The 12,874-nt window shown below is 67.3% G+C and carries 12 protein-coding genes and 2 pseudogenes; 5 read left to right on the forward strand and 9 right to left on the reverse strand.

The genetic code is table 11. The features are described 5' to 3' along the window. Positions 1-484, forward strand: a 484-nt coding sequence (locus KPL59_RS33070) for a hypothetical protein (RefSeq protein WP_226363173.1), incomplete at its 5' end; no start/stop codon positions are given. Positions 485-540: 56 nt separating this feature from the next. Here the strand turns inward: KPL59_RS33070 and KPL59_RS33075 are convergent. Both KPL59_RS33075 and KPL59_RS33080 read right to left on the reverse strand, forming a co-directional pair. Then, positions 541-1,191: a plasmid pRiA4b ORF-3 family protein gene (locus tag KPL59_RS33075; protein ID WP_226363174.1), complete on the reverse strand. Its 651-nt coding sequence runs from the start codon at positions 1,189-1,191 to the stop codon at positions 541-543. 76 nt (positions 1,192-1,267) lie between these two features. Beyond that, positions 1,268-2,215: a hypothetical protein gene (locus KPL59_RS33080; protein WP_226363175.1), complete on the reverse strand. Its 948-nt coding sequence runs from the start codon at positions 2,213-2,215 to the stop codon at positions 1,268-1,270. A gap of 952 nt (positions 2,216-3,167) precedes the next feature. Between KPL59_RS33080 and KPL59_RS36320 the strand changes: the two are divergent. Together KPL59_RS36320 and KPL59_RS36325 are read left to right on the forward strand one after the other, a co-directional pair. Then, positions 3,168-3,614 (forward strand): annotated as a pseudogene (locus KPL59_RS36320) (transposase family protein); the annotation flags it as partial. 101 nt (positions 3,615-3,715) lie between these two features. Continuing rightward, on the forward strand, positions 3,716-3,931 hold the full coding sequence (locus KPL59_RS36325) for a transposase family protein (protein ID WP_255678287.1): 216 nt from the start codon (positions 3,716-3,718) through the stop codon (positions 3,929-3,931). 220 nt (positions 3,932-4,151) lie between these two features. Here KPL59_RS36325 and KPL59_RS33090 read toward each other — a convergent pair whose 3' ends face one another. After that, positions 4,152-4,538: a hypothetical protein gene (locus KPL59_RS33090; protein WP_226363176.1), complete on the reverse strand. Its 387-nt coding sequence runs from the start codon at positions 4,536-4,538 to the stop codon at positions 4,152-4,154. 104 nt (positions 4,539-4,642) lie between these two features. Between KPL59_RS33090 and KPL59_RS33095 the strand changes: the two genes are divergently transcribed. Then, positions 4,643-5,737, forward strand: a complete 1,095-nt coding sequence (locus tag KPL59_RS33095) for a recombinase family protein (protein ID WP_226363177.1) — start codon at positions 4,643-4,645, stop codon at positions 5,735-5,737. Positions 5,738-5,767: 30 nt separating this feature from the next. Here the strand turns inward: KPL59_RS33095 and KPL59_RS33100 are convergent, their stop codons facing one another. Beyond that, the gene (locus KPL59_RS33100; protein ID WP_226363178.1) at positions 5,768-5,968 is read right to left on the reverse strand and encodes a DnaB-like helicase C-terminal domain-containing protein; all 201 of its coding nucleotides are present in this window, start codon (positions 5,966-5,968) and stop codon (positions 5,768-5,770) included. Between the two features lie 143 nt (positions 5,969-6,111). On the opposite strand from KPL59_RS33100, the gene KPL59_RS33105 reads away from it, so the two are divergent. Beyond that, on the forward strand, positions 6,112-7,023 hold the full coding sequence (locus KPL59_RS33105) for a hypothetical protein (RefSeq protein ID WP_226363179.1): 912 nt from the start codon (positions 6,112-6,114) through the stop codon (positions 7,021-7,023). A 147-nt stretch (positions 7,024-7,170) separates the two neighbouring features. Here the strand turns inward: KPL59_RS33105 and KPL59_RS33110 are convergent. From KPL59_RS33110 to KPL59_RS33130, 5 genes and pseudogenes are all read right to left on the reverse strand, one after another. Beyond that, positions 7,171-7,437: pseudogene (locus KPL59_RS33110) on the reverse strand (DnaB-like helicase C-terminal domain-containing protein); the annotation flags it as partial. Between the two features lie 211 nt (positions 7,438-7,648). Continuing rightward, a complete protein-coding gene (locus KPL59_RS33115; RefSeq protein WP_226363180.1) occupies positions 7,649-8,200 on the reverse strand; it encodes a hypothetical protein in 552 nt (183 codons plus the stop codon). Positions 8,201-8,328: 128 nt separating this feature from the next. Next, entirely contained in the window at positions 8,329-9,816 is a 1,488-nt protein-coding gene (locus KPL59_RS33120; protein WP_226363181.1) for a hypothetical protein, read from the reverse strand. 2 nt (positions 9,817-9,818) lie between these two features. Further along, positions 9,819-10,541 (reverse strand): DUF4913 domain-containing protein, encoded by a 723-nt coding sequence (locus tag KPL59_RS37335; RefSeq protein ID WP_226363182.1) that lies wholly within the window; start codon positions 10,539-10,541, stop codon positions 9,819-9,821. Between the two features lie 167 nt (positions 10,542-10,708). Beyond that, on the reverse strand, positions 10,709-12,613 hold the full coding sequence (locus KPL59_RS33130; protein WP_226363183.1) for a type IV secretory system conjugative DNA transfer family protein: 1,905 nt from the start codon (positions 12,611-12,613) through the stop codon (positions 10,709-10,711). Between the last annotated feature and the right edge of the window lie 261 nt (positions 12,614-12,874).

Consider the following 12,874-nt stretch of genomic DNA (forward strand, 5'->3'; position numbering starts at 1 on the left):
AACCACGGCCCCTTCCGAGGGCACGGTTTCCGCCCCCAGGGCGCCATCACGGCATACGAGCGAATATATCCTATTCAAGCCCGGGCGTTCGCCGACGATGACGCGGCTGCGCCACGCGAATGCCCGATCTTCGTCCCCATCCGCCATGCCCCCAGGTAAGCGGGGAAGACGCGTCCCGCTCAGGCCGGAGTGGACGGCGGGTCAGCTCCTGGATAATGCCCGCAAACCCTTGACCGATAGTTGTTTCAGGGTTATTCGACTGGACTCTCTCTGGATTGAGGCAGATCCCGACAGATTGATGTGCGAAGTCGCCGTCAGCGTGGCCAAAAAGAGCGAGCGATGGCATCTCGATCTGGGGTCACCGTTCGAGTACTGGGACATGTCCGCCGCGACGGCCGGATTCATCATCCGAGCAAATATTGAGGAATGGTGGGACGCCGCCGACACTTCTCCCGACTTCCTGCATGCGCGGCGCGTAAAATAATTTTCCGAGGCGCGAAGATTCTTTGTCGTGAAGATTTCGGCTGTGGTCTGTGAACGTCACCTGAGTTGCTTCAGAGCCTCGTTGATGGCGGGGAGGTCGACGTGGTGGGGGTCGTACTGGTCGGATCCCCACCATGCGATGCGGTCGGTGTGTTCGGGGTGGTCGGGGTCGGCGAGTGCGTCGAGGAATTCGGCGTAGCCGGGTGTTCCACCGACGTCTTCGGGTGGGCAGGCACCGTGGCCGTCGATGCAGCGCGGGTAGCGCACTCCGGGGTCAGCGGTGGTGAGAGCGGTGACGATCAGGGTGTGGTGCCAGTTGTCGCCGAAGTCGTAGACGTAGTCGGCTTCCTGCCCGGGGGTGAGCACGCGGGCCAGTGTGGTGTCGGCTTCGTCGAGGGTGCGGGCGCCGAGGTCCCAGATGGGGTCCCAGTCCGGGTCCGGGATGCCGTAGCAGTTCTGGTTGATGGTGAACTTGTGCAGGTGGGAGTTCTCCCAGCCCATTGCTTCCTGGATGACCTCGTGCAGGTACGCGAGGGTGACCTCGCCGGGGATCTCGATGGTCCGGTGGACGGCGGGGTCGACCTCGAGTAGCGCGATCTCGATCCGGAAGATCGCTGCTGTCCCTGACCCCGCTGGCGCCGCTGTCGGCTGCGGCGCTGACCCTGTCGTGGGCGCTGCTGCTGAGGTTGTGGTGCCGGTGTGTGCCATGGCGGCGATGCTCCCACCGTTGGCCATGACGTCGCCTGGCCCGGGGACGCTGCAGGGTCCCCGGCCTGTTCCGGTTCTACTGTTCGGGGCGGGCGTCGTGGATGAGGTCGGTGGCGTAGTCCTCCCGGCGGATGCGCTGGTCTTGATACAGCAGGGCGGTGGCGCCGATGCTGTAGCTGCAGCTGATCCCGAACACCACGGCCAGGACAGCACCGACGCCGAGGATCGCGATCCAGAGTGGGGCGGCGAATCCGATCGCGATGGCGGCGGCGAGGGCGGGCAGGGTGATCAGGGTGGTTGTGATCAGGAGGATCACGCTGATCGCGACCAGGACGGCGAAGCAGCGCCACCAGGATCGGTGGACCAGGTCGAGGGAACGGCGCAGGGCAGCGCCGGCGGTGAGTCCTTCGACGACCGCGGCGGCGGGGGCGAAGGCGAGCAGGACCGAGACGTAGATCAGTAGCAGGGCCGCGGCCAGGGTCAGGATCCCGGCGAGAGCGCCGATGGTGTCCGAGGCGGCGGGGGTGTCGGTGGTGTCGGGGGTGTTCCAGAACGGGGCTGCGGCGGCGGTCTGGATCGCGGTCGGGATGAGGCTGATCAGGGTGAGGACCGCCCACACCCCGTAGAGGGCCCGCAGGTGGGGGCGTGCTGCCGTCCAGGCCTGGGACAGCGACACACGGGGGTGTCCGAGGACGGCGGGGCGCAGGGTGGACAGCGCCATGGCCGCCGCGGGTGGGGCCAGGATGAAGTAGAGCGCGAGCAGCACGAGGCTGAACAGCAGGTCCTGCGGTGAGGATGCTGCTGCGGCGGCCTGCGCGGCGGCTTCTGCCGCGGCCGGGTCCGTCGCCTGCGCGGCTACGGCTGCGGCGTCGTCGATGGCGGTGGCCGGGTCGAACAACCACCACCCGGCCAGCCCGCCGCCGCCGACCAGGACCAGTGCTGCGAGCAGGGGCGGGACCAGCACCGCGGCCGGGTTCGCCCGGACGAACCGGGCTGCGGCGGCGGCGATCTGATACCACCGCAACGCCTGCAACGCCATGATCCCGGGCCGCGGCGCCGCCCCATTCGGCCCTGTCGGAATTCCGTCACTCATTGATTTTCCCCTTTTGTCTTGCAGCTACAGCAGATCAAGGTGCACCGGTCGGCGACCATGCGCTCTTCTTGGGAAGACCTCAGCGCGTTTCGTGAACCGGCTCGCGCTGGATTCCGTGTTGTTTATTTGATGTCATCTTCAGTGATTTTCGAGGGGTCTTCGTCGCGCAGGTAGGCGGCGCGGCGGGCGGCGAGAAGCTCTTCGCTCGGTCCAGGCTGCCACGGTTTCAGCCAGGCCAGGTTGATAGCTCGATCGATGAGGCTTATTCAGGGCCGCCTGGCGGGCTACCTCGCTGCGGTCCCGACCTGGAGAAACACCGCACTTCATGATCACCCTGAATAAGCCTCGATGAGCACTGTACTGGCCGCGTATGCAACGAGGAAAGGTGGCGTAATCCCGAACGCGGCACCTGCTGCGAGCGCGGCAGCGAATGATAGGAACCCATACAATAACTGCCAGTAGTGCCACGGACGATTCAGCGGCTTCAGTGGGATGAAATTTTGGCAGGCGAATGCGGCCGTCACGATCAGGTAGGCGAATAAAGCTGTGCCGAGTACTCGGAGGACTTGGCCGCTGGAAGTGGGGAGGAATCCTGCCCAGTGCGATCCTAGGCCCGCGATGAGCCCTCCGGCGAGCACTGGTAGCCCAGCGTAGAACGAGGCTTATTCAGGGCCGCCTGGCGGGCTACCTCGCTGCGGTCCCGACCTGGAGAAACACCGCACTTCATGATCACCCTGAATAAGCCTCAACGAGCACGATCGAGGGAGGCTTATTCAGGCCCCGTGAAATAACGATCTAGCCCGGCGTGTCGGGTTGGGCGACAGCCCGTCCATCGCGAATATTGGTTTGCCGAATCAATCCGAGATGAACGGGCTGCCGCAGTATGTACTATACCACTGGTTTCCGGCGTGATGAAATTCAGGATCTTGTCGCTATAGTGTATGAGCAGGATCAGCGGGACGCGACGGAGGCACGTTTGTCTTGGCCGCCGGTTCTGGGGTTGTTCTGGTCGGTGGTGATCACGTTGGCGTATCTGCGCGGGAATCGTGTGCAGTGGGAGTTGGCGGAAACCTATGGGGTGTCGCAGTCGACGGTTAGTCGAGCGATCACGGGGGTGACACCGTTGCTGGCACAGGCGCTGCGGAGTGTCGTTCCGACGGCAGAGGAGCTTCGTGCCGATCGGCAGTACATCATCGATGGAACCTTGCTGCCCTGCTGGTCATGGGCCGCGGTGCCGGGTCTGTGGTCGGGCAAGCATCGCACCACCGGCGTCGTCGTCCAGGTCGCAGCCACCCTGGAAGGGCAGCTGTCGTGGATCTCCGACCCGACCCCAGGCTCCCGACACGACCTATATTGCCTCGACCAATCCGGCGCCCTCGACCACCTCGCCACATACCCCCGATCGGCGATAAAGGATACATCGGGCGCGGCATGCTCACCCCGTTCAAAAAACCACCCGGCCGGGAACTTCTCGACTGGCAAAAAACATTCAACAAGAGCCTCAACCACACACGCGCCACCATCGAACGAGTCATCGCCCATATCAAAACGTGGAAAGTTCTCCACGCAGACTACCGGCGGCCCTACGCCACATTTAAAACGACAATCTCGGCAGTCATCGGACTCATCTTCTACACACTTACCTGACGGAGCCTGAATAAGCCTCGGAGGTCGATCGGATGATCGGTGGGAACCGGACTGCGGCCAAGGCCAAGCGCAGCCTGCGTGACCGCGGCCTGTTCCCGCCCGCTGAACGGGGCTTCCCCACGCAGCGGGCCGGTACTCCTGATGCTGCGGCTGCTGGCTCTGGTCGGGTGGGTCCGCGGATGGTCCCGGCCTGATCGAGCCCGTCGGTTCTGCAACGGCGTCAGGTCCAGGTCACGGTGACGACGAGCATGACGGCGACGATGACCAGGCCGAGGATCATGAGTGTGAGCCACGGCCCGGTGTCTGGCGGGCGCGCCGCGTCCGGCCGCGTGGCTGTCGGAGCGTCGGCTGTCGGTGGTGCTGTCGACAGTGCCGGGCGGGCGGCAGTGGGTGTGGTCTCGTCCTCGACGGTGGCGAGGGCCCGGAGCTGCCGGCGCGCGGGTCGGTGGTCGTGGGTGAGAGCGTCGTGGAGGGCGGCGCGGTTGAGCACGACGGTGTCGGCGTCAGCCGCCGCCGCGGTGTCGGCGGCGCGGTCGGGGCCGGCCATCCAGGTGGGCCAGGACAGCCGGTCGTTCTGGGCGGCGGGGTCGTTGCGTGGCGTGTTCATGAGTGCACTGTGCGCGACCGGCTCAGGAATGCGCTAGTGGTGTCGCTGGTTGTCACCGGCACGTGATCTCGGGTCGAGTCGGTGGTCATCTCCATGCTTTCGGTGTGGGCGGCAGCGGTCGGCCTGAGCAGTCGGGGTGCCAATCCGCGCCGCTGATCGACATGCTCAAGGAGGCGGTGCTGCGCACCGGCTGCCTGTCGGCGGTGACCTCGGTCGCCGACCGCGGCACCTTGCCCGAGCACGTGCTGGCCGAGCGGTTGCTGCTGGCCATCTACGGGTACGGCACCAACACCGGCATCCGTGCGGTCGCCGGCGGCGAGCACGGGCATTCCGAGGACGAGATTCGCTACGCCCGGCGCCGCTACCTGAGCACCGAGGCCGCGCGGCAGACCGTGATCGACCGCCGCACGGCACTGGCCGACATCACTGCCGTCCCTGAGTGCACGTTCCCGGACCCGGCCGGATGTAACGCAACCCGGCGCCCGGCACCGGACCCGCGGGCGAGTCATCCGCCAACCCGCGACCGGCCGACGTCGCACCTACTGCTGCACCACGTGCCGTGTCCGGGCGCACCGCCATGCCCGTGGCACCGGCCAGGCCGGGACGGTGGCGTGATGGAACTGGGCTACGCCCGCGTCTCGACCACGCACCAGGACCTCGAACGGCAGCTCGACGCCCTGGGCCGCCACGGCATACCCGACGAGCGGATCTACACCGACAAGAAGACCGGCGCCACCATCGACCGGGCCGGCTTCACCGAGCTGCGCCGATACGCTCGCTCCGGCGACACGATCATCGCGACCAACCTCGACCGACTCGGCCGCAATCTGCGCGAATGCCTCAACGTTGTGCACGAGCTGCGCGAGCAGGGCATCGGGATCAAGACCCTGAAGGACCCGATCCCGATCGACACCACCGACGACTCGCCGATGGCCGAACTCGCCGGCGCGCTACTGGCGCTGTTCGCGCACATGGAACGAGTGTTCATGCGCGAACGCGCCGCCCACGCCCGCGAGGCCACCGCAGCCACGGGCAAACTGCCCGGCCGACCCCGCAAACTCGACCCCAACCAGCTCGCCGCGGCCCAGGCCGCCCTCGACGCCGGCCAGACCGTCGACCAGATCGCAGCCGCGTTCGGCGTCAGCCGCGCCACCCTCTACCGCAACCTCACCGAAAATAAACCCGCTGACCAGCAATGATCGACTCGGTTGTGGCTGGTGACAACTCCCTTACCGGCGCCCCGAGTTGGTCGGGGTCAACCCGTGCGGCGTGGACAACACCCGGTAGTTCACCCGGGCTTCGACGCACACGATCCGCGACCACAACTCGGTACGGCTCATCTCCAGCGAGAAGATCACCATCGGCTGGCCTTCCCCGAACGCGGCCCGGCGGGCCGCGTCCACCGCGACCGGCGGCCTGCAAGCCCACACCGGGCTTGATCAAGAAGGTAACGGGGGGGGGATCTTGTGGTCGGTGAACGATGTACCTCTTCCGATCTTCACGGTTCATGAGCCACCCTGGCTGTCGATGCCGCCCGGTCGAGGGCGCGAGCTTGAGAGAGGAAGAGCAAATCATGTTGACGGTGACCCAGGCTATCTTTTCCGGTCGGGCCGACCCTACCGGCGAGATCACGGATCCGAAGGACATTGAAAAGGTCCTTGCGGAGGTGGCACGCAACCGGGACGCTATCACTACATCGATCGAGAAACGGCGCCCGGACCGCACCATGCTCATGGTCACGACCGGTGACATTGATAGAACGCACGGTCTCCCTGGCGAATTCTACGTCGATGACGGTCACGCACTCGATGATGGCGCCAGCCGCCGCCTCGCAAGCTATATTCTTGACACTGTCGAACTAGAAGTTCCGACGAGTCAAAAGAACGTGGCAGCCCGAGACGTGGTCTCATACTCGACTGCAGACATCGCACTACGCGACGATACCGGGCCATACCCGCGCAGCAGTCCCGTCGGGCAGGGTCGAGGGACCGTGCAATACGGGCGATACAATCCCGCGTGGTGGAATGAGTATATCAAAGGGAACAATTGTTACGCGTATGCGTGCAATGTGCGCACCCACGGTCAGGGTCAACTCGCCTGGCCACATCCAGGATTCTGTACGACGCAGAAGATTCCCACAAGTGATGCGGAGTTCCTCGCTGGCCTCGACAGCGACGGGGTCATCAAGATCTCCGACACCATGGAACCCGTCCACGGAACAGTCGACGACCCGGCGTGGCTGGTGGGACTGTGCTCCGGAATCCCATACAACGCCAATGGGAAGTGGGACTACCACTTCTACAGGAAGGTGTGGTCTGAAGACGATCAGCAGTACTACTGGGCAGGCAAACCCAACGCCTATCCCGTTGAGTTTATCCGTGATGTCGACCATGCAGTGGAAGAAGACGCGAAGAAACACGGCTACAAATGGCAAGGGTACGGAGTTATTCACGATATCACCGTCTGTGCCGAATCCGTAACCTGACCTCGACTCACAAATGAGCCTTTCCCAACCTGTTTGTGCTAGTCAAGGCTGCGAGGTGCAGGGGCTGGGATGAGATAGGTGGGGCTCCTGGTAGACGGATGGGTGTCGAACAACCGTCTACCAGGAGCCCCGCGATTATCCCGGGATGTCGATGTAGAGCGGCGCCGCGGAGATCTCCGACATCCGGCCGGCGCGCATGTCGGCCAGCCGGATCCGGGCCTCCGCCGACAGCAGACGCATGACGATCTCGGACTTGCTCATCTCCAGCGAGAAGAACGCGCTGGTCATGCTGTTCTTGATGGAGCAGGTGCGGGTGAAGTCCAGACCCAGGGTCGACTTGCCCAGACCCGGCCTCGCGGCGACGACGACCATCTGCCCGGGGTGCAGACCGTTGGTGACCTGGTCGAGGTCGGCGATCGCGTCCTTGCTCAGCAACATCCCGCCGAGCACCGGCTGCTCCGCGGTGAGGTCCTGCGGCGGCTGACGATCGAACGTCTCGGATGCCGGGGTCGCGCCCGGGGTCGGGAGCCGCCGAATCCCAGTATCAGCGAGAGCGTGAAGTTGATCCAGCGGCCTTTGATGAGAAAGCGGCCGGGTGGGCGAGTGTCGTCATCGGCCATGGCTGTCAGATGTTGCTGCACTTGGCGATGACGTCATCGATTCCGATGATTTTCTGCAGGATTGTGACGGCCTCCTCGCCCAGCTCTGACAAGCTCGGATTGCTCTGTGTTGTTTTAATGGCAACCGCCAAGGACCCGTAGAGCTTCTTGGCATTCCGAATGATTTTCACGATCTTCGCTGCGGGGATCCCGGTGGTGATGATGAACTCGCCCAGTGCGGCGATACAGGCGGCGACCCCGACGGGGTTGAGGCGGTCGTGGGATGTGTTCCGCTGGAGGGCGTCGCGGACGGCGTGTGGGTTGTCGCGCTGGTCGGCGAGTAGAGAGGCCAGGGCGCGTTCCAGCTCGGTCGCGATCCGTTCCAGGGCGCGGGCGATCTCTTCATCGCTGTGGCTGGAGGGGAGCGCAGCGCGAAGAGGTGTCGCTGACGTGTCGATGGAAGTGGGCGACGACGTGTGCTGTACGGGTGCGGCGGCGAATCCGGTGGTCGTGCTCATCGGGATCGCCGCGGCGAGTATGACGGTGATGGTGCGTTGTGCGTACGTCGTCGTGCTCACGCTCCGTAGTACAGCACGATGCGAATTGTCCGATCAAGATCAGATGCGTATCGCACACGCGTGGCTACGAAGCGTGTAATTCCGGGCAAGTATTGCCCGAAATTGCCTTTATATGAGTTTCCGTCTGCTTAAGGGTGCTGTCGTGGGGTGTGGGTGCTCTGTCGTTTCCGTACGAATCGGGCCGGTCGTGTCGTAGCGGGTTGTGTCGGGTCGTCGGTGGTCCTGGTGTTGGTCCCGATATCGGCGGTGAGGATGGTGTCGATGTAGTCGTCGTCGGCTGCGGTGCTGGCTCCGCGGGACGCGAGCAGTGCTTCGCGGTCGAGGGCGTTGGTCGGGTCGAGTTGGTGGATGTCGAACGGTGTCGGCGGCACCTGCTCGTCGACCGTGCTTTCGTCCACTGTGCTTTCGGCGTCAGCGACGTCTCCAACAGCGACGTCTTCGGTGGTGGTGTCGTGTCGTCGGCGGAAGGTGATGCTGCGGTCGAGGATGGAGCGTAGGTAGATCGCGGGTGCCCGCGCGGTCTGGACGCGGTGGGTGGGGATCCGGGCGAGTTCGGTGGTCAGATGGTCGGTGGTGGTGTCGTCGTGGTGCCAGGTGTGGAGTTGGCGGGCGAGGCCGGGCCAGTGCCGACATCCGGTGACCGCTGCGGTGGTGCCGTCGTCGAGGTGGCGGTGCAGAAGCTGCGCGGCAGCGGGGAGGTCGGTCCCGCGGCGCGGCACCGCCTGTCCGGTCGCGCCGGGTGCGGCGCTCGGCCGCTGCGCGCCGGGGGCCAGGGTGTCGAGCGCGGCGATCAGGTCGGCGCGGGGATGGGCGCGGTCGAGCCGGTCGGGGTCGACCGCAGCGAGGACGTCGGCGGGGCGGTAGCCGTGTTCGTCGAAGGCCCGGAGCCGGCGGTGCAGATCCTCAAGGGATCGGTTGTCCGGGTTCGAGCTGTCCGGGTCAGTGCTGTCGGTGTCGGTGTGGAGGACGGTGGTGGCGAGGTCGGGGTGGTCGGGCCAGGCGGTGTGCAGGGCGTGGCGGACGTTCTCGGTGAACTGGGTGTCGGTGGTGCGGAGTTGGGTGCGGGCGTGGTCGGCGCGGAGGCAGCCGTAGACGCCGAGGGCGCGGAGTTGGAGCAGGGTGCGGTGCTGGTCGTGGGTGACCTCGTTACGCAGGGCGGTGGCGAGGTCGCGGTCGGGGACGACGACGAACACCGACAGTTCTGTGTCCCCGCGCCGGCCGTGGGCCCACAGTCCCCAGCGGCCCTGGCCGCCGGAGGGGGCGTGCTCGGGGATGGGGCCGATGGTGGTGTGGACGGTCCACCTGAACTGCGGTTCCGGGCTGGTCAGCTCCTCGAACCCGGCCGTGGCGTCGGTGTCGGTGGTGGCGGCGTGGCGGAAGGCGGTCTCGTCGGCGGCGGCCATCGCTGCGACGCGCGGGTCGAGATCGGCCGCGTACTGGGCGCCCCGGCGTCGGGCGGCGTGCTGGTCGCTGAACGCGGCCCGTCCTCGGTCGAGGCGGTGCTGGCGCAGGGTGGTCGCGATGGTCAACGCGAGCCGTACCCAGGCCTGGGACTGCTCACGGCCGAGCCCGAGGGCCGGGACCTCACCGACCGGCGTGCTCGTCGCTGTTGTCATCGCTATGGCTCTTTCTCCTCGGAGGGTTCGGGTTCGTCGGGGTGTCGGTCTTGGCCGAGGTAGCCGACGGTGGGGTCGCCCCGGTCGGGTGGGCGGTGTCGGCCGCCGGGGCAGGCGGAGAAGGGTCCGTGGTCGCTCATCAGGACTTCGAGGGTGTGGTCGAGGTGTTCGTAGTAGGTGACCAGGGCGGTGCCGGTGCCGGTCTCGGGGTCGGTGGCCTCGACCCAGGCCCGGTAGAGGGCGGCGAAGCGGGCGTGGGCTTCGCGGTGGTGCCACCAGGAGCGACACCACCGGATCCGGCCTTGGCCCTGGGGCAGTTTCCGTTCGCAGCGCTCGGCGATGGTGTGTCGGACCCACGAGAGGAGGACCTGCATGTCCGGCCCGTCATCGCGGTCCCTGTCGTCAGAGCTGTCCTTGTCACCGGCGGTGTCCTTGGTGCTGTCGTCCTTGGTGCTGTCGGTGTCGGGGACGTCTGTCGGGCTGGTGTCGGTGCGGTGTTCAGGTGCGTCCGGGGTGGGGGTGTCGTGGTCGACGCTCGCGGCGCGGAGGGTTTTCTCCAGGCGGTCGAAGGTTCCGGCGAGGGTGTCGAGTTCGTCGGCGAGGTCGGCGACGCGGTGGTCGAGCAGGGTGTGGTCGTCGCGGAGCGCCTCGAGCAACACCACATGAGCGGCGCGGCTGTCCTCGGTGTTGCTCTCGGTGTTGCTGGTGTCGTGGTCGCTGGTCACGACGACTCCTCGCCTCGGTGTTGCTGGTTGTGGGTGTGGAGGCGGCGGGTGAGGGGGTTGTCGGCGCCGAGGTGACCGATGGCGGCCCGGCGGATCTCGGCAGCGGCCGTGGTGGCGGCTGCGGTGATGTCGTCGTGGGTGTGTCCGGTGCCGTCGGGTTCGCGGTATCAGGGCAGCAGTTCCAGGACGGTGGGGCGGTGACCGGTGGCGAGGCAGATGGCGTAGCGCTTGTCGAGGGCGGCGATGTCGGCGACCGACATGGCCGGTTTGTCCCTGGTGGTGTGGGAGGTGGAGGTCCCGCCGCGGGAGTGGGTGTGGGTGACGGTGGGGAGTTCGAGGTCGCCGAGGAGAGCGGCCAGGTGGCGGGTGAGGTCGAGGTCGGTGACCCCGGCGCCGATCAGGGTGATGGTGGCGGCGCCCCAGAGTTTGTTCATGCCGGCACTGCCCCAGACGTCGGTGCCTTGGGGGAAGGACTGCAGGAACGTGGCGACCTGGATGCTGTGCGAGCCGAAGTAGGAGTAGAGGGCGGGCAAATTGGCGATCGGGCACACGTTCGCTGCTTCGTCGAGGATCACCCGCACAGGCGGGTCGCAGCGCCCGCCCTGGGCCGCGGCAGCGCGGGCGGCGACGCGCAGGAGGTGGTCGACGAGCGCGGCGATGACCGGCGCGCCGGAGCCGGGCCCGTCCTGGGTGAGTAGATACAGGGTGTCCCGCGGCGGCACGACCTGCCCGTCGGGTTCGGTGTGGCCGACGATGAAGGTCCACGGGTCCAGCTCGGTCACGGTGTCGGGGTCGTCGGGTGGGGTGCGCCAGGTCGTGGGTGGGGTGATGATGCGGGTGACGTGGTCGTTCTCCAGGGCGCCCAGGGTGGTCAGGGCGCCGGCGAAGATCCCGCCGCGGGTCTCGGCGGGTGCTTCGTATTGGGCTTGGAGGCCGTCGGCGACCTCGGTGAAGCCGTGGGCGCGGAGGACCGCGACGGGGGTGGGGTCTTCGGTGGCGGCCCAGCGGCGGACGTCGCGGATCGACACCGGCACCCCCGCCGGGGTGCGGTCGCTGTTGCGGGCGGCGTGGGCGGCGGCCAGGACCAGCGCGGCGAGCAGACGCCGGGAGGATTGGGCGAAGAACTCCCCATTCCCACTCCCAGCGCTGCTGGTGGGGGTGGTGAAGTGGGCGAGCAGGGTGGAGGCGTCGGCGAGGTCGTGCACCGGGGCGAGTGGGTCGAGCCACCAGGTCTGGGCGATACCGGTGAGGTGCTGTGGGTCGGCGACCCACACCCGGGCACCGTCGATCCCGGCGCGCAGGCGGGCGGTGAGGGTGTAGATGTCGTTTTTGTTGCTGGTCGCGATCACCGGGCCGGGCGCGGACAGGATCGCGGGCACGACCAGCGCACTGGTCTTGTTGGAGCGGGGTCCGGCGATGACGAGGATGACGTCTTCCTCGGCGGCATAGACCCGCCGCGCCCGCTCCCGACCCCCGCCCAGGACACCACCCAGGACGCTGCTGCCGGGGCTGCCGCTGCCGGGGATGCGGCCGAGGAGCATGCCGAGGTCGCGCTCGTCCACCCGCCCACGTCGCCGGTCTCGGTGCGGGCCCGGCTCGTTCTGGCCGTGCTGCTGACTGTGCTGCTGGTCGGGGTGCTGCTGGAGGAGGGAGGGGCGGAGTTCGGTGGCGCGCTGGTGGGCGGCGGGTCCGCGCATCCCGGGTAGCGCGTTGCGGGTGAGCGGCGCCGGGGGCCGTTGTGTGCGGGTGGCGGCGCGCAGCCCCCAGGACAGGACACCGGCGACGAGGGCTGCGACGAGGATGACCGCGGTCCCGGCGATGACGGCCCAGAACACTGGCCGGGACCCGGCCGGTCCGATCAGCGGGTCCAGACTGCCCGCCCCGCCGGCGGCGATCAGGGCTTTCGCCGTGGCCGCCCCCCACGGGGGCGCCGCGGCCGGGCCGGCGAGCGTGGCGGCCGACCAGATCAGAGTGACGGTCGAGGTCCCGGCGGTGAGGACACCGAGCAACGCGAGCGGAGCGGCGAACTGCGCCCACGGGATCCCGGGCTGGGGCGGCGTCGACGCGGTCACGGTGTCGTCCCCGCCGCGTCCTGCCCGTTGTCGTCGGGTGGGGTGCGGCTGGTACTGCTGCCCCGGGCCGGTCGGGGGCCATGGCCTGGGGCAGCAGCGCCAGCGTCACCGGAGGGGCGTCCGGTATCGCGGCGGTGATGCTGCCAGCCCCCGGGCTCGTCTGGGGGGTTGCGATGGGGTTCATCACTTTTGCCCGAATCCTCTGGTGTCCACGGTCGGGTCTTCCCGTACCGGGGTCCGGCGATCGCCAGGACAGCGTCG

It is taken from the genome of Pseudonocardia sp. ICBG1142 (assembly GCF_020496255.1).
Lineage (GTDB): Bacteria > Actinomycetota > Actinomycetes > Mycobacteriales > Pseudonocardiaceae > Pseudonocardia.

Bases quoted from the DNA above. Each gene is read 5' to 3' on its own strand.
- KPL59_RS33090 (WP_226363176.1), bottom strand. From the start codon at position 4,538: ATGAACACGCCACGCAACGACCCCGCCGCCCAGAACGACCGGCTGTCC.
- KPL59_RS33120 (WP_226363181.1), bottom strand. From the start codon at position 9,816: ATGACAACAGCGACGAGCACGCCGGTCGGTGAGGTCCCGGCCCTCGGG.
- KPL59_RS33105 (WP_226363179.1), top strand. From the start codon at position 6,112: ATGTTGACGGTGACCCAGGCTATCTTTTCCGGTCGGGCCGACCCTACC.
- KPL59_RS33075 (WP_226363174.1), bottom strand. From the start codon at position 1,191: ATGGCACACACCGGCACCACAACCTCAGCAGCAGCGCCCACGACAGGG.
- KPL59_RS36325 (WP_255678287.1), top strand. From the start codon at position 3,716: ATGCTCACCCCGTTCAAAAAACCACCCGGCCGGGAACTTCTCGACTGG.